The organism is Bacillus sp. CBEL-1 (assembly GCF_004348885.1).
In the GTDB taxonomy this organism is placed as follows: domain Bacteria; phylum Bacillota; class Bacilli; order Bacillales; family Bacillaceae_H; genus Priestia; species Priestia aryabhattai_A.
Window position 1 is genome coordinate 567,888 of the sequence record NZ_SBIM01000013.1, and the last position, 15,646, is coordinate 583,533.

Below are 15,646 nucleotides of genomic sequence, written 5' to 3' on the forward strand. Positions count from 1 at the left end.
GCTTATCCTCCGAAACCGCCTTTGGTTCCCGACCCAATTCCAGACTTATAGGATTTATAAGATGAGTCACTTGTTAAGGCTTTTTTAGAACTATACGTTTTCCCATTATGATAGTAATGCCCTCCACCAGTTGTACTTGATGAGCTATCACAGTAATAGGTTTGCGTATCTTTATCCCAATCCCAATCTCTACAGCTATCATCATTTGGTTTAGGAGGGCGATTTGACCCACAGCCAACGAGTGAAGTAACCATTACGGTCGTTAAAACGCCAGCCATCATTTTTTGTGTTTTTGACATCTTTCTTCCTCCTCAATACTTAACTCCTGTTTCAGTGACATATAGTACATATACTTTTCGATCTTCATCAATCTCCGCTGAATCACGTTCCCATTCTTGACCGTTGAAATAAGTATAGACAGCCCCTAGATACGAGAGCACTTCTAGATGGTTTGAGAAGGATTTTAGTGTAAGCAACGGGTGATTACGATATGAATTCAGTTCTCTAACTTCAAGCGTTAAGTATTCGCTATCACTTTCCTTCTCTTCTTTAGGAGCGTGCTCATACTCATCAACATAGATTACATGAATGTCATCTTCAATAGCAGAAGAACGCTGCTTATAGGTAACACCTTCTTTTACGAAAAATTCACATTCTCTTCGAGCGAGCACTTGCTCTAGGTCAATAGATTCATAATGATAGATTGAATGATATGTTTCATTTAATTTTAATAAGCGGTATTCTAATAAACTCTTCATCTTTTCCACCTCCATTTGTGACATTTTTGTGACATTACATCATTATATACGAGATATTAATATGAAGGTTTCAAATTTTTAACAACATTTCTTCAAAAAAATATCGATTCAGTTAGCTGAACCGACTAGAAACCATTGATTTTAACCTGACCATTTCTTCTGCACCTCGTACTAACAGAGTAGTGGCTACATAGCCTAACAGCTCCTACCTAATAATAACAAATTCTGTAATAGAAAAAAGGGTAAAACTTCCTATTGCGAACAGAAGTGCTCATTCGAATTCCACAAAACTTTGTTACAGGGTTTGTGGAATTCGCACATTCAACTAAAAAAGACTAGCTAAAAAAGCTAGTCTTTTTTTATTGTTTGTCGCCTCTAGATATTAGTTCAAAGCCTCCGCTAAAAGGGTCAAAAGCATACTTTAACACTTGCTCTCCACGCGCAAAGGTTAGTAAATATTGTCTCCTTTGAGAATTCTGTGGACCGCTTTCTTCATACACTTTATCCCCTTCCATGAATTGAGATAGAAGAAGCTGCTCTCGCTGGGCAAGTATATCTTTTGCCTCTTCGTAACTATAAAGTGGAAGATTGTTTGTATAAATAACTGGTACAAACACTAATACAATAATGGCAGCGGTAAAGAAGCCTTGTCTAGCTATTCGCATCATTCGGTTTGGTCGCCTTGACAGCAAAATAGCTACTGCTATTACGATTATAAGAGGGACAATATAAAACTCTACCAATGGAATATTGGCAAATACAGATCGATTAATTCCTAAAACAATAATTTCAATTGCTGCTATAAGTACTAGAATAAAATAAACCACGAACTTCTTTCACACCTTTATATTCCAATGCAGATTATGTAATCTTCATTCGGTCATTTTTATCCCTATTGTACCATAGCAACACTAAATCAAGCATTATCTGATAAACGAAATTCGCTCACTAGGTTGTAAAACTTCTACATGCTCTTCTACACTCTCTGGGTATTTTATTCCTTGCCCAGTGTTTAAGCACACTACGTGCTCCATTCCTTTTAGCCATCCGTTCGCTTTTAGCTGCCTAACTGCTGCAAAAGTTGCTGCTCCTTCTGGACAAACGAAAGCTCCTTCTAGTTCAGCTATTAAAGACTGTTCCTTTGTAATTTCTGCATCCGTTACGGCAACGGCACATCCCTCTGACTCATACAGTGCGTCTAGAACTAAGAAGTCTCCAATAGCTTTTGGGACGTTAATCCCAAATGCTTTTGTTGTTGATTTCTCCCAGAAAACCGACTCTTTTTCACCAGTCTCCCAAGCCTTCACAATCGGTGCACATCCAGCTGCTTGTACCGCAACAAGCTTTGGCATTTTCCCTTCTACCCAACCAAGCTCCTGCATTTCACAGATGGCCTTATAAATACCAATTAGACCCACGCCTCCACCTGTAGGGTATAGAATAACATCGGGTAGCTTCCAATCCAACTGTTCGACAATTTCATACCCCATCGTTTTCTTTCCTTCAATCCGATAAGGCTCTTTAAGCGTTGAAGCATCATAAATTCCCGCTTCGTTCACGAGCTGACTAATAATTTTACCTGCATCGCTAATTAAACCGTCAACTAAATACAGGTTAGCTCCTGCAATTGCACACTCTTTTCTTGTAATTAGCGGTGCGTCAACAGGCATAACGATATGTGACTTAATTGATGCTCTTGTGGCATATAATGCCCACGCTGCCCCTGCATTTCCGTTTGTGGGCATTGCCAGTTCTTTAACTCCAAGCTCTTTCGCTTTTGAAACTCCAACAGCTGCTCCTCTAGCTTTAAATGATCCCGTTGGAACAAGCCCTTCATCCTTCATATGTAGCTTTTCTACTCCTAAACGACTGCCCAGCTTTTGCATTTCAATTAAAGGCGTCATGCCTTCGCCTAAAGATACAACATTACATTCATCTTGAATCGGTAAAACTTCGTGATAGCGCCACAAAGTTGGAGGACGTTTTTCAATTTCTTCTTTTGTTACACGATCTTTTACTGCTTGCAAATCATATGAAACTAAAAGTGGCGAACCGCATATGCAAAGCTGATGTACTTGCAATGCATCATACTTTTTTTGGCATTTTGGACAATATAACGATTCTACATAGCTAAACGGCATATAAATAGCTCCTTTCTTTTATAAAGCAAGAGATACATGCAGTTCCTATACATGATAGGAACTGCCCCCTTTAACTATTTACCACTTTATTTGAAAGGTTTCCTGCTTCTCTTTTTTCTTTTTGTCCTCTTCTTAGTGCTAGCGTAATGGAAGCAGCCCAAACAATTAAAATAAACGCATAGATAGCTGTTTGCATAAGAGTGGAAACAGAGCTAGACATTAGGAGGGTACGTGTATTAGTCAAGATAATAAAGCCACCTACCAGAGCCCCTAGTAAATGTGCAGGAATAATTCTTACAAGCCAAGCTGCAATTGGAGCTGCAATAATTCCACCAATCATTAAAGCAGCTACCCACATCCAGTTCACTTGTTCCCACCCAAGCGAAATTAAAAATCCTAAAGTAGCTGAAACCGCAATAGCAAACTCACTCGTGTCCACTGTACCGATAACTTTACGAGCACTTAATCCACGTTTTGTTAGCAAAACCGGAGTAGCGATTGGTCCCCATCCGCCTCCCCCAGTAGCATCAGCGAATCCTGCTATTAAGCCCAGAGGAATTGACTGTTTTGCAGATAATGGCTTTGCTTCCCTTTCTTCACTTGTTTTAAAGATAAATAGAAACCGTATTAAAACGTAAACCCCTAGTAGCAGTAAAAAGGTAGATATATAAGGTTTTACCAAATCACCTGGTATGTTGCTTAAAAAGCAAGCTCCAACAAACGCTCCAATTGACCCGGGAATTACTAAGCGTAATACGGTTGTCTTATCGACATTTCCAAACCTAATATGTGAAGCTCCTGATGCAGCAGTGGTTACTACCTCCGCTAAATGAACGGATGCAGATGCGACGGCAGGTGCGATTCCAAACGTTAATAATAAAGTTGTTGAAGTAACTCCGTAAGCCATTCCTAACGAACCATCAATTAATTGAGCGAAAAATCCGATAATTGCAAACGTAAGTAATTTTTTCATTTTTATTCCCTTGCCCTTCCATGAAGATAAATTGTTTTCTTTTACTGTTAAAGTCTTTTTTTGTTTTTGAGTAACAAAAAAAGACTCCTAACCTATTGTTAGAAGCCTTCGGTTTTTCCGATCAGCCCACTCATTGATAGCTACATTATATTCAGCTTTGATGAGATGGTTTCATTTTAATTCAAACTATTCCTAGAAGTCAACTGCGTTTTTAAAAAATCATAAATACTAGCCGCTTTAAAGTTCCTCCAGTAAATCTTCAACTTCGTTACTATCTACTTTTTGATAAGCTTCAACCTCTTCTACTATAGGAAGCTTTCCATAGAATGGCTCTTCGCTTCTTCTTACTTTTTCAACCCAGTGAGGATCCAGATTTAAAGCTTGTTGAATCGTTACCATGGATAACTTTTCTCTAATTGCTTCCTCTACTTGTAGAGGTGTAAACAAGTTACCGCCGCTGATAATGGGAATACGTTGATTTACATGTTTAATGATTGCCGGCACAACTTCAGCTTCACCTTCTTTATGGTGGGCTGTTTTAGCATGGAAAGATTGAACTTCTAAATGAACATAGTCAACTTGTTCTTCAATTAACTGATCAATCCATTTCATGGTATCATCCACCGTATTGCCTCCATACCCTTTTTCTTCTGGAGTCATTGCATAGCCAAGCAAAAAAGGTCTATTAGTAGCGCTTTTAATAACTTTTGAGATCGTACGAATGACTTCAATGGAAAAAGATAGACGATGTTCCGCTGTTCCTCCAAAATTATCTTTACGATGATTCGCTTGCTTTGAAGTAAACTGCTGTAAAAGGTGTCCGCTCCCTCCTTCAATTTCAACCCCATCAAATCCTGCTTGAATGGCACGCTCGGTTGCACGGGCAAACGCATGTAGCGCATGATTCATTTGGGTTTCATTTAATTCTTTTGGCTTTTTTCCTTTCCTACGAACTGCTACCCTACTAGGAGCAACTGCTTCCTCCCCAACTTTTAAATACTCAGCTGACAAAGCGCCACCATGAGAGATACGCAAAATGGTTTTAACCTTCATTCTTTTTGCCATAGCTGTAAATTCGTGTAGCTTTCTTGCTACGTAATCTCTGTGAATTCCTAGTTGACCATCCATTACTTTTCCGCCTTCTTCTATATAAGCAGGTCCCACTATTACCATGCTAACGTCCTTGATTCGTTCTCGATAAAAAGCCATATCTTTTTCAGACAGCTCTCCATTCCCATGAGAACTCTGCGTAAATACAGGCCCCATAACAAGGCGATTTTTCATTTCCATTCCATGTACAAACTTAAAATGTTTAAATAATTTCTCATATGAGGCGTTCAAAGGTTTCACACCCTTTTTTCTTTTAGCTTGGCTTTTATTTCAATCCTTTATAACGATTTATCACATAAAAAAAGGAACGTTATTTAATAAACGTTCCTTACGTCCTGAATAGGATAAAAGACAAACTCCGCTTTTCCCACTACGTCATTAATGTTAACATTCCCTAATCCATTTCGACTATCTTTGCTATATAATCGATTATCGCCCATTACAAAAATTGAATCTTTAGGAATCTTAATTGGGCCAAAATCTCCTGTTAACTGCATTTGCAAGTATTGAGCTGCTTGTAAATTTCTCTCTAAATAAGGTTCTTTCACTTTCTTATCATTGATGTACAATTGATCATCTTTCATTTCGATTTTCTCTCCGGGTAACCCAACAACCCTTTTTACATAATGCTTAGCTTCTCCACTTCCATCAACAATAATAATATCGCCACGTTGCAAGTTATGAATGGCGTAGGACAGCTTGTTAACAAATAATCGTTCTCCATTTTCTAGCGTCGGGTTCATTGAAGCTCCCTGGACTATATATGGACCAAATATAAATGTACGAATGATATATATGAGTGCAACTATGCAGACTAAGGACTTAAACAGACTTCTTAGCTGATCACTTGTCGTCTTTTCAGTAGCCATGTTTTAAACTCCTTTATTAAAACATTCATTTATTTATTATTTTCTTCTTTACACATTTATTCTCATTACATGATAGAAAGACTAAACCCACATATTAAAAAAAATAACCCCTAATTTAATATTAGAGGTTTCCATTACGCAAGTTACGTCTTTACACCTCTTATTATATCATCATGAAGCTAATAGAGACTAGCTTTTACATATTCTTTATCAAATTGTCACTTTTTTATCATACTTCATCATATTGCCTAATGAGGTGATAAGTAAAGAATAATGCATAATTTAGTACATCTGTTAAAAGCTAACCAATAACAAACAATCTGATGAAAGGAGTGATTACTATGAGAAAATTCATCCTTTTTGGAACAATATTAATGCTGCTGTTCATCTATACTTCTCCCTCATGGGCTGCTGAAGAACCACGATTTCAGTATCGTTATAACTACAGTGAACTAAGAGAGTTTTTACATATAAATAGTAAGGAATTTAAAAAGGAGTGGAAAAGCGGAGTTACGATTGCTCAAATGGCTGAAAAACGGGATATTAACGAACAGGAACTTTTATTATTTTTAGCAGATAAGCAATTTTCTCAGCTTGATTTAGCTCTTGAAAAAGGGGAAATTGATAAGGATTTTTATCACAACTATTCCATGACGTTAATGCGCGATAATATCTTGTCTTTCATTCACGCTAATGACCATAAATCAACCGCTAAAAAAGTAGATAAGCCCCTTAAAACGTTAGCAGGAAAAACTGCACACTGGCGTGGCAAAGTAGAATTTCTAAAAGAAGAAGGCGAAGTCAAAAGCTACACAACGGTGCAGCCTATTCAAAAAGAAAATGATGAGCAGTTACTTTCTGTTGACACAGTACTAAGCAATAACCTTAAAGCATACGACGTCAAAGACAGCAGTCAAGTGACAGAAGACATTACGTTTGCCATGATTGAAGTAATATGGGAAAAAGAAGGAAAAAAGAAAAAAGAAACAATTGTCGTAAAATAAAAAGGTAGGAGACAACGCAATGATTCCTTTCCACAGGCAAGTCATTGCGTTTCTATTATCATTAGAGGTAAAATTACGTTTATTCCACTGCATTGTCTCACTTTTCTTCGAAGAAGAGCCTAAACCTCCTCGATGTAGTGTCTCAGCTCTTCCTCTAGTTCCCCAAAAACCTTAGTGTTCGACGATTAATTACACGAATTTCTTGAATCATTCTCCAAATGAACAAAAAAGCCGAACCATAAAAAGAGATAATCTTCATAGCTCGGATATTTCATTAACTAAAATATGCTTCTCAGTCTGTTTACATAAAATTCTTTTCTTACACTTGTGCTCTTAGCATGAGTCGCGAACAGTATTCAATCACTTCTCTCCTTCTTACAATTCCAATAAATACACCTTGATCATCAATAATCGGTATAAAATTCTGTTCTGTTACTTGCCCAAATATATCTTCTATCTCATCGTTTATAGAAATAGGCTTATAATCTCTATAACGCGGTATCTGTTCCAAGTAGACATGCTCTAATTCATGAACACTTATATGTCCTAGTTTTTTTAATCCCCAAAGCACGTCTCCTTCTGTAATGGTACCTATATATTGACCGCTTTTATTAATTACCGGTACACATGAATAGCGATGGTACTCCATTTTTTCTAACACTTGTCGAACCGTAGCCGTTTCTAATAATGTTACTACTTCAACTTTTGGAATGATAAAAAATGCAACGTTCAATTTCAGCTCTCCTTTATGAGTTGCTATCGCCTTTTTCCATCCGATACAATATGAATATCGATGTTTTCTGTTTGACGCATAATCATTGTCACAATCGATCCTTTGCGTATTTCTTCCCAACGCGTCCTCGCTGATTGTCCTAATAAAACTTGTGTAATATGATTTTTAGTCGCCACATCCACAATAACTCGAGCTGGCTTCCTTCCGTTAGCTTGTTCAACAATAAGTTTTGCCTGAAATGTAGCTGCAAACTTACCCCAATCCTCGATACGCTTTTTTTGTTCTTCCGTCAACTGTTCGTTTGAAACAACATGCAACAACAGCAGTTCTGCCTTTAAGCGATTAGCCATCCGCCAGCCTCTCCTAATTAATTTCTCTGCTGTTTCACTATATTGAATACAAACTAAAATACGTTCAAAGATACCCGTTATTCCAATTTCATGAGAATGAAGCAGCTGCTGGTCTATTTCAGCAGCTACTTCCCTTAAGCATAGCTCACGAAGTGCATGTAAATTAGATAGTTTAAAAAAATTTTGCAGGCTTTGTTCAATTTTTGCTTCTCTATAGATTTTCCCTTCTTTCAATCGTTTTCGAAGAACTTCTGGTGTGACATCAACCAGCTGAATCTCTTTTGCTCTATGAATGATGGGATCAGGAATTAGTTCATTCACTTTGACTTTTGTAACGTTATACACAAAATCATTTAAGCTTTCAATATGCTGAATATTTACAGCTGACCAAACAGAAATTCCACGCTCTATTAAATACAAAACGTCTTGAAATCGCTTTTTATGAGGCATATTCGGAACATTTGTATGAGCTAATTCATCCACAATAACAACTTGAGGCTTACGACGAATAATGGCTAATAAATCAAGCTCATGAAATGTTCTCTTTTTGTATACAATCTTTTGTCTCGGAATGATTTCTAGATTTCCAATCATTCGCTCCGTATCTGTTCGTCCATGTGTTTCGATGTAACCTATAACAACATCTAGTCCTTCCTGCTGTAAATCATGGGCATCCTGTAGCATCTTATACGTTTTACCTACACCAGGAGCTGCTCCAATATAAAGCTTAAACTCTCCTAGCTGCTTATAATGAAACTCCTTTAAAAGTTCATCTGGTGTTTTCTTTCTAAAGTAGGGGTGAGCTTTTTCATCTTTCATCTTGTAAGCTCCTTTCCATATACAGGCTTTCTCGAAAAAGTGTTTATTTATTATTTCATGTCTTGTAATGCCATATTTAGCTCCAGTACATTTACATACTGAGGTTGGATTGTACCGCCCACTATATTCTCATTAATTAAGTTCGTTAACTTCTGTTTGGAAACATTCGTTTCTTTAACAATACGCTCTACCTGAGCATAGGCAGCTTCCGGAGTAATATGCGGATCTAATCCAGAAGCTGAGTTTGTCACAAGGTCGATTGGAATTCCACTCTCTGGAACGCTATTTGACCTTTTCCAATCACTGATTGATTGTTCAACGCGCTTTGTTAACTCCTTGTTGGAAGGAGCAAGATTTAAAGAACCCGATCCTGCTCCATTATATTCAATGCTCGATATACGACCGTGAAAATACTTCTTCTCTGTAAAGGATTGACCAATCATGCTTGAACCTACTATTTTTTTATCCTCCGAATAAATTAGGCTACCATTCGCTTTTCCAGGCGCAATCACTTGTGCTAAACCAGTCATTGTCAACGGGTAAATAAGTCCACATAAAATCATTGTAACGACCGTTAAACGAATGATTACAAACCAGCTTGTCTTTTTACTATTCATCTTTATAGCTCCTCTACATGAAAATTGACAGTAATAAATCAATTACTTTAATGCCGATAAAAGGTACCACGACCCCACCTAGACCATAAATAAATAGATTTTTGCGAAGAAGAGCATTTGAACTCATGGGCTGATAGCGTATTCCTTTCATTGCTAGTGGGATTAACATAGGAATAATAACTGCATTAAAGATTAATGCCGCTAATACTGCTGTAATCGGTGAACTCAAATTCATAATGTTTAACGTTTCCATTTTAGGTATTGCAATCGTAAACATTGCAGGAATAATTGCGAAGTACTTAGCAATATCATTTGCAATACTAAATGTAGTCAAAGCTCCCCTTGTCATTAAGAGCTGCTTTCCAATCGATACAACTTCAATAATCTTTGTTGGATCGGAGTCTAAATCAATCATATTAGCAGCTTCTTTTGCCGCTGCTGTTCCGCTATTCATCGCTAGACCAACGTCAGCTTGAGCAAGCGCAGGCGCATCGTTTGTTCCGTCACCAGTCATCGCTACAAGCTTTCCTTGTTCCTGCTCATATTTAATAACATCGATTTTATCTTCTGGCTTACACTCAGCAATAAATTCATCCACACCTGCTTCTTTTGCAATTGTCGCTGCAGTGAGTGGGTTATCCCCTGTACACATAACAGTTTTAATTCCCATTTTACGAAGCTGGTCAAACCGTTCTTTCATTCCTGGTTTTACAGTATCTTTTAAGTAAATTAAACCATAGATTTGATTGTTGACAGCGACCGCTAGAGGGGTTCCTCCTTGACTAGCGATGTGATTGGCTTTTTGTTCTAAGTCAAGCGGTATGCTTCCTCCTTGGCTCGCCACCCAAGAAATCACAGCATCCACAGCACCCTTTCGGATAAGCGTTCCATCCTCTAAGTTCAGACCGCTCATTCTCGTTTGCGCTTGAAACTCAATAAACACTCCTTGTCTTACATCTTCTGTAATAGTTGGTTCTCCTTGCTTTTTAATAAATTCAATAACAGATCGACCCTCAGGTGTTTCATCATAAAGAGAAGAAAGAAACGCCCACTTATATAGCTCTTGTTTCTCCACTTTTTCTACCGTTTGTAGCTCATGTGCCATTCGGTTTCCAAAGGTAATGGTACCGGTTTTGTCTAAAATAATTGTATTAATATCCCCAGCTGCTTCTACAGCTTTTCCAGACATAGCTATTACATTAAACTGTGTTACTCGATCCATTCCAGCAATTCCAATAGCTGATAAAAGACCGCCAATCGTAGTTGGAATTAAACAAACTAGCAAGGAAATTAGAATTGCTGTATCCAATTTAAAACCTAAGTAGTTTGTAAAAACAGGCAGAGTAACCACAACAATTAAAAAAATCATCGTTAAGCTTGTCAAAACTGTATTTAATGCAATTTCATTCGGTGTTTTTTGACGCGAAGCTCCCTCAACTAATGAAATCATTTTATCGAGAAACGATTCTCCAGGATCACACGTAATTCGAACGGTAATCTCATCACTTACAATGGTTGTTCCTCCCGTAACAGAACTAAAGTCTCCACCTGCTTCTTTCATCACAGGAGCTGATTCTCCTGTGATGGCCGACTCGTCTACTGAAGCCATTCCCTTAATGATTTCTCCATCTAAAGGAACCATTTCTCCTTGTGAAATCACCACAATATCTCCTTTTGTCAGCTGAGAAGCAGGAACTTGCTTAATATCTCCATTTTTTTGCAACAAGTGTGCAATAACATCTTCTTTGGACTGCTTCAACGAATTAGCCTGAGCTTTACCTCGTCCTTCAGCTAGTGCTTCCGCAAAATTAGCAAACAAAATGGTTAAAAATAAAATGATAGAAACGCCTAAGTTAAACCCCTTTCCAACCGTATCTACTCCAGAAGCAGTTGGGACAATCGTTAAGCATAACGTAATAAAAAAACCGATTTCAACCACAAACATAATAGGATTTTTTATCATTATACGAGGATCTAATTTGACAAAAGATTCCTTTAATGCTTTAATTATAATGGGATTCTTATAATCTTTTTCTACTTTTACTGTCGATGAATTCATTTCTAACTGAGTTTGACTTGATCCGATATGCTTATTCATGTCTTTCCTCCACTTTTTGTTATAACGTTAAAAACTCTGCTACTGGTCCTAATACCAATACTGGAAAAAATGTCAATGCGCCAACAACAAACATCGTTCCAATTAAGATTCCACCAAAAAGAGGTGTATCTGTTTTAAATGTTCCTGATGTTTGTGGAACGAGCTGTTTTTGAGACAACGAACTAGCAACAGCCAACAGCGTAATGAGCCCAAACAACCTTCCAATATACATAACAAGACCCGTAGAAATATTCCAAAAAACAGTGGCATCACCTAGACCTTCAAACCCAGAACCATTATTCGCAGCGGATGATGTATATTCATACAAGACCTGAGTTAAACCATGGAACCCTGGGTTGGATATTCCGTCTAATCCTAATTTAGTTGTTAGCGCAACCGCTGTGAATCCTAAAATTAATAATGGCTGTAAAATTAACGTAACCGCGATAAGCTTCATTTCTTTGCCTTCAATCTTTTTACCTACGTATTCAGGTGTGCGTCCTACCATTAGACCCGATAAAAAAACAGCAATTAATACATACATCATGACGTTAATAAACCCTGCTCCAACACCACCATATACGGTGTTAAGAAGCATATTACTTAATGCTAGCATTCCACTGATAGGCGTTAGAGTATCATGCATAGTGTTGACTGCTCCTGTTTCACTAGCTGTTGTCACAATGGCATAAAGCGTTGACATCTCCACCCCAAAACGAACTTCTTTTCCTTCCAAATATCCATTTTCGCTATTCAATGTAAAATCATTAAAGGCTGGATTACCTTGCTGTTCACTGATAAGCGCTATTGATAAGAACACCACAAATAACAAACTCATTGAAGCAAACAGCATTCTACCTTCTCTTTTATTCCCAATCATCCTACTATACGTAAACGGTAAAGAAACTGGTAAAAGCAGCATTAAAACAATTTGCAGCATATTGCTGAGACCATTTGGGTTTTCAAATGGATGAGCAGAGTTTACGCCGAAAAATCCGCCTCCGTTATTTCCAAACTCTTTAATTGATAGAAAAGCTGCGACTGGCCCTCTTGCAATTTCTTGCTTTTCACCTTCTAAAGTTGTTGCAGTTACTGTAGGATCTAAAGTTTGTGGTACACCTAGCAGCACAAATATAATTCCTGCCACAACTGCCACTGGTAATAATACGTGCGTGATACTTTTAATAAAGTCCGTGAAAAAGTTACCAATACTCTTACCTGTCATTCCTCTCATAAATGCAATTGCTACTGAAAGTGCACTGGCTGGAGCTGCAAACATCATAAACAAAATAGCAATCATTTGTGAGAAATATGACAGCCCTGATTCTCCGCTATAATGCTGCAGGTTAGTATTCGTCATAAAGCTAATTGCTGTGTTAAATGCTAAATCTGGAGCCATGTTTCCAATAGCACTCGGATTCAAGGGCAGCCATGCCTGAGTTCGAAACACTGTATATACCACTAAAATCATAAATGTATTGACCAACAACAGGGAAATTGCATATTCCTTCCATGTTTGGTCTTTAGGTTGAATTCCAATTGCCTTATAAAGTAGTCGATCTATAGGCATAAACATCCAAGCTGCAGCAGTTGGTTCTTCGGAAAACACTTTTGCAACATACACTCCGACTGGCTTAGCCACAGCTGCTACTAATAATAAAAGCAGTACTATGGTAAATAATATTGTATTCACTGAAAAACTCCTCCACTATTAAAATTCATCTGGATTCATTAAGACATAAAGTAAATATAAGAAAACAAGTAGTGAAATCCCCAATAAAACCATGGACATTTACCGCTTCTCCTCCTTTTTCTCAACGGTCGTTTCAGACCACTTTATAACTCCTATCATCATGAGTGATAAAGCAGCTAAACTGCCAATCATTAACACATCCATACGCACACTTCCTTAGTCTTCTATTAGTAAAAATGCTGCTTTAGGATTTCTTGAATAAATAACGTACTTTACTCCTAGCAGCTGAAAAAAACGAGTTGAATAATGCAAATTTTGCGTTACTAGAATAATTGGGGCGCCAGTAGTAAGCTGAATTATTTCAATCATCCTCGATAACCGAGCAATATCTTCTTCCCAAATAATGACTTTATCTACCTGAGATAAGGGAGAAAGTTGGTTGTTTATAGTAGACAACAAAATAACTTCTGAATTCGTTAGCAACAAAGTATCTTCCCTCACCGACTCATTTTCCGTTAACACAACAAAGCGGTGCTGATTACGAAAAGCTGATAGCATCAAAACTTGCTCTTCTCTTTGAATACAAACGATAATTTGCTTCGTTTCCACTAGCATCCCTTCTTTTCCACAAATAAAAAACCACGGAAGAGGGAGCTCTTCCGTGGTTTTTGCACGACAAATAAGCCGTGGTAGACACGAATTTTTTACTCCCAAAACGCTTACGAGGTTAGCTGTCGGATTCGGGTTATGGAAGTAACCCTACTCTTTAAAAAAGAGACTCACCCCAAGGACGGCATCATTGCCGAACAAAGTTGGTTCCCCCGCTCTATAAAGCAGATTAAGCGAATAGTTATTTACTATTTTCGTAGAGATAAACGCTTTTCATTTTCAATAATTGAACAAAAATGCTGATGCGTTAGCTGTGCCACACAGCGATTCGCTTTCTCAAATGAATCCTGCTCATACTGAGCACGGTGTTCAATTAACTGAATCATAGGCTTAGATAGCTGCATTGGTTTACTCCTCTCCTGCTGAGTTTCATTTTGGAAAAAAGTATTGTTAGCTGCTATTGTCATAGAAAACGACCACAAATGCACCTTCCTTTCCCCATACGCTTACGAAGTTAGCTGTCGGATTCGGATCTGGAAATAACCCTACTCGAAAAAGAGATTCACCCCAATAAATTGGTTCCTCCGTCCTTTGCTTACTATGCTTGAACTAGCAAAGGTTCAGCGTTCACTGGTGGAACGTTTCATGAGAGTAATCTTACTCCTGTTAAAATTTACTGTCAACACTTTTTTTTACGTATTTTTTCCATCTTTTTTATTATACAAACATAACAAAAAAGCCATGATTCAACGATAGAATCATGGCTTTTTTTTAAATGCTATTTATCTCTTTCACTAAGACAGAGATAGCGTCTGTTTTTGTCGCTTCACGCATTGTACGCTTCATTTCACTTGCTTGTTTTTGAAGAAGTTCTAATTCTTGTAAAAATGTTTCTTTTGTAATTTCCTCTTCTTCTAGAACCGTGCAGTAACCTTTCTTTTGAAAGGCTTTTGCATTCAAAATTTGATCTCCTCTACTTTGAGCTTTAGATAAAGGAATAATCATCATTGGCTTATGAAGGGCTAGAAATTCGAAAATAGCATTAGATCCTCCGCGCGTAATGACATAATCAGTTGCAGCTAATACATCAGGCAACTCTTCGTTCACATACTCCAACTGGCGGTAGCTCGGAATATTCATTAAACTCTCATCAACGTTTCCTTTTCCACACAGGTGCACAATTTGAAATTTCCTCTGAAGTTCAGGCAGCGATTCACGAACAACTTCATTGATTTTTCGCGCACCTAAGCTTCCACCCATAATTGTCAGAACCGGCTTTTTATCATAAAAACGAAGCCAACTTTGACCGTTGTTTGCTTTTCCATGAAATAATTCTCGACGAATTGGCGAGCCCACAACCTGAACTTTTTCTTTCGGGAAATAAGCAGCTGCTTCATCAAATGATGTAAAGATTTTTGTCGCAAAACGCTGAGCAATTTTGTTTGCCAATCCCGGCGTTAAGTCACTCTCGTGAATAAATACAGGAATATTAAGGGACTTAGCCGCCATGATAACAGGTACGGTTACAAATCCACCTTTAGAGAATACAAGCGATGGCCTTAGCTTCTTTAAAATCCGTCTTGCATCTCCTACTCCCTTAACTACTCGAAAAACATCTTTTACATTTTCCATATCTACATATCGACGAAGTTTTCCACTGGAAATTGGGTAGTACGGAATATTTAAGTTTGTAATTAATTCTTTTTCAATCCCATTATGAGAGCCTACATAGTGAATATCCCACTTTTCTTTATCTAGCTCTTTCATAATAGCGATATTTGGGGTAACGTGACCAGCCGTTCCGCCACCAGTAAATACGATTACATTCTTACTCATCTTATTTCCTCTCTTTACACTGCATTTCAGTCATTT

Annotated in this window: 17 protein-coding genes and 2 riboswitches; of the genes, 1 reads left to right on the top strand and 16 read right to left on the bottom strand. The window is 37.7% G+C overall.

The annotated features are described in order from the left end of the window. Nucleotides 1–2 precede the first annotated feature (2 nt). The 7 genes from EPL02_RS12835 to lepB all read right to left on the bottom strand — a co-directional run bounded on the left by EPL02_RS12835 (nt 3) and on the right by lepB (nt 5,851). The gene (locus EPL02_RS12835) at nt 3–299 is read right to left on the bottom strand and encodes a hypothetical protein (protein WP_094910469.1); all 297 of its coding nucleotides are present in this window, start codon (nt 297–299) and stop codon (nt 3–5) included. Nucleotides 300–311: 12 nt separating this feature from the next. Further along, nucleotides 312–758, bottom strand: coding sequence for a hypothetical protein (locus EPL02_RS12840; protein ID WP_131887924.1), 447 nt, complete (start codon nt 756–758; stop codon nt 312–314). A gap of 359 nt (nt 759–1,117) precedes the next feature. Continuing rightward, entirely contained in the window at nt 1,118–1,585 is a 468-nt protein-coding gene (locus tag EPL02_RS12845) for a hypothetical protein (protein ID WP_131887925.1), read from the bottom strand. 96 nt (nt 1,586–1,681) lie between these two features. Next, a complete protein-coding gene (locus EPL02_RS12850) occupies nt 1,682–2,899 on the bottom strand; it encodes a threonine synthase (RefSeq protein ID WP_131887926.1) in 1,218 nt (405 codons plus the stop codon). 70 nt (nt 2,900–2,969) lie between these two features. Next, nucleotides 2,970–3,872 carry a sulfite exporter TauE/SafE family protein gene (locus EPL02_RS12855; protein ID WP_131887927.1) on the bottom strand — a complete coding sequence of 301 codons (903 nt, stop codon included), beginning with the start codon at nt 3,870–3,872 and terminating at the stop codon, nt 2,970–2,972. 237 nt (nt 3,873–4,109) lie between these two features. Then, a complete protein-coding gene (locus EPL02_RS12860) occupies nt 4,110–5,213 on the bottom strand; it encodes an oxidoreductase (RefSeq protein ID WP_131887928.1) in 1,104 nt (367 codons plus the stop codon). Between the two features lie 83 nt (nt 5,214–5,296). Beyond that, nucleotides 5,297–5,851 carry a signal peptidase I gene (gene lepB, locus EPL02_RS12865; protein WP_131887929.1) on the bottom strand — a complete coding sequence of 185 codons (555 nt, stop codon included), beginning with the start codon at nt 5,849–5,851 and terminating at the stop codon, nt 5,297–5,299. A gap of 341 nt (nt 5,852–6,192) precedes the next feature. Here lepB and EPL02_RS12870 point away from each other — a divergent pair, with 341 nt between their 5' ends. Continuing rightward, nucleotides 6,193–6,855 (top strand): hypothetical protein, encoded by a 663-nt coding sequence (locus EPL02_RS12870; protein WP_131887930.1) that lies wholly within the window; start codon nt 6,193–6,195, stop codon nt 6,853–6,855. A gap of 319 nt (nt 6,856–7,174) precedes the next feature. Here the strand turns inward: EPL02_RS12870 and EPL02_RS12875 are convergent, their stop codons facing one another. The 9 genes from EPL02_RS12875 to EPL02_RS12910 all read right to left on the bottom strand — a co-directional run bounded on the left by EPL02_RS12875 (nt 7,175) and on the right by EPL02_RS12910 (nt 15,610). Continuing rightward, a complete protein-coding gene (locus EPL02_RS12875) occupies nt 7,175–7,588 on the bottom strand; it encodes a CBS domain-containing protein (protein WP_094910477.1) in 414 nt (137 codons plus the stop codon). A 23-nt stretch (nt 7,589–7,611) separates the two neighbouring features. Beyond that, nucleotides 7,612–8,757: a KdpD-like non-kinase potassium sensor gene (gene kdpDN, locus EPL02_RS12880; protein WP_131887931.1), complete on the bottom strand. Its 1,146-nt coding sequence runs from the start codon at nt 8,755–8,757 to the stop codon at nt 7,612–7,614. Between the two features lie 50 nt (nt 8,758–8,807). Beyond that, nucleotides 8,808–9,374, bottom strand: coding sequence for a potassium-transporting ATPase subunit KdpC (gene kdpC, locus EPL02_RS12885; RefSeq protein ID WP_131887932.1), 567 nt, complete (start codon nt 9,372–9,374; stop codon nt 8,808–8,810). 13 nt (nt 9,375–9,387) lie between these two features. Next, nucleotides 9,388–11,433, bottom strand: coding sequence for a potassium-transporting ATPase subunit KdpB (gene kdpB, locus EPL02_RS12890; RefSeq protein ID WP_286175487.1), 2,046 nt, complete (start codon nt 11,431–11,433; stop codon nt 9,388–9,390). 58 nt (nt 11,434–11,491) lie between these two features. After that, nucleotides 11,492–13,156 (bottom strand): potassium-transporting ATPase subunit KdpA, encoded by a 1,665-nt coding sequence (gene kdpA, locus EPL02_RS12895; protein WP_483295838.1) that lies wholly within the window; start codon nt 13,154–13,156, stop codon nt 11,492–11,494. A gap of 27 nt (nt 13,157–13,183) precedes the next feature. Then, the gene (locus EPL02_RS21300) at nt 13,184–13,264 is read right to left on the bottom strand and encodes a potassium-transporting ATPase subunit F (protein ID WP_131888475.1); all 81 of its coding nucleotides are present in this window, start codon (nt 13,262–13,264) and stop codon (nt 13,184–13,186) included. A gap of 117 nt (nt 13,265–13,381) precedes the next feature. Continuing rightward, the gene (locus tag EPL02_RS12905; RefSeq protein ID WP_131887935.1) at nt 13,382–13,774 is read right to left on the bottom strand and encodes a hypothetical protein; all 393 of its coding nucleotides are present in this window, start codon (nt 13,772–13,774) and stop codon (nt 13,382–13,384) included. Nucleotides 13,775–13,867: 93 nt separating this feature from the next. Further along, nucleotides 13,868–14,020: riboswitch (cyclic di-AMP (ydaO/yuaA leader) on the bottom strand. A 2-nt stretch (nt 14,021–14,022) separates the two neighbouring features. Beyond that, nucleotides 14,023–14,178 (bottom strand): hypothetical protein, encoded by a 156-nt coding sequence (locus EPL02_RS20925; RefSeq protein WP_165932572.1) that lies wholly within the window; start codon nt 14,176–14,178, stop codon nt 14,023–14,025. 83 nt (nt 14,179–14,261) lie between these two features. Then, a riboswitch (cyclic di-AMP (ydaO/yuaA leader) is annotated at nt 14,262–14,410 on the bottom strand. A 135-nt stretch (nt 14,411–14,545) separates the two neighbouring features. Continuing rightward, complete coding sequence (locus tag EPL02_RS12910) at nt 14,546–15,610, bottom strand: undecaprenyldiphospho-muramoylpentapeptide beta-N-acetylglucosaminyltransferase (protein WP_094910483.1); 1,065 nt, start codon at nt 15,608–15,610, stop codon at nt 14,546–14,548. Between the last annotated feature and the right edge of the window lie 36 nt (nt 15,611–15,646).

Coding starts and splice junctions, on each gene's coding strand:
- kdpDN (WP_131887931.1), bottom strand. CDS start 8,757: ATGAAAGATGAAAAAGCTCACCCCTACTTTAGAAAGAAAACACCAGAT.
- EPL02_RS12855 (WP_131887927.1), bottom strand. CDS start 3,872: ATGAAAAAATTACTTACGTTTGCAATTATCGGATTTTTCGCTCAATTA.
- EPL02_RS12840 (WP_131887924.1), bottom strand. CDS start 758: ATGAAGAGTTTATTAGAATACCGCTTATTAAAATTAAATGAAACATAT.
- EPL02_RS12870 (WP_131887930.1), top strand. CDS start 6,193: ATGAGAAAATTCATCCTTTTTGGAACAATATTAATGCTGCTGTTCATC.
- EPL02_RS20925 (WP_165932572.1), bottom strand. CDS start 14,178: ATGCAGCTATCTAAGCCTATGATTCAGTTAATTGAACACCGTGCTCAG.
- EPL02_RS12910 (WP_094910483.1), bottom strand. CDS start 15,610: ATGAGTAAGAATGTAATCGTATTTACTGGTGGCGGAACGGCTGGTCAC.
- EPL02_RS12850 (WP_131887926.1), bottom strand. CDS start 2,899: ATGCCGTTTAGCTATGTAGAATCGTTATATTGTCCAAAATGCCAAAAA.
- kdpC (WP_131887932.1), bottom strand. CDS start 9,374: ATGAATAGTAAAAAGACAAGCTGGTTTGTAATCATTCGTTTAACGGTC.
- EPL02_RS12835 (WP_094910469.1), bottom strand. CDS start 299: ATGTCAAAAACACAAAAAATGATGGCTGGCGTTTTAACGACCGTAATG.
- lepB (WP_131887929.1), bottom strand. CDS start 5,851: ATGGCTACTGAAAAGACGACAAGTGATCAGCTAAGAAGTCTGTTTAAG.
- kdpB (WP_286175487.1), bottom strand. CDS start 11,433: ATGAATTCATCGACAGTAAAAGTAGAAAAAGATTATAAGAATCCCATT.
- EPL02_RS21300 (WP_131888475.1), bottom strand. CDS start 13,264: ATGTCCATGGTTTTATTGGGGATTTCACTACTTGTTTTCTTATATTTA.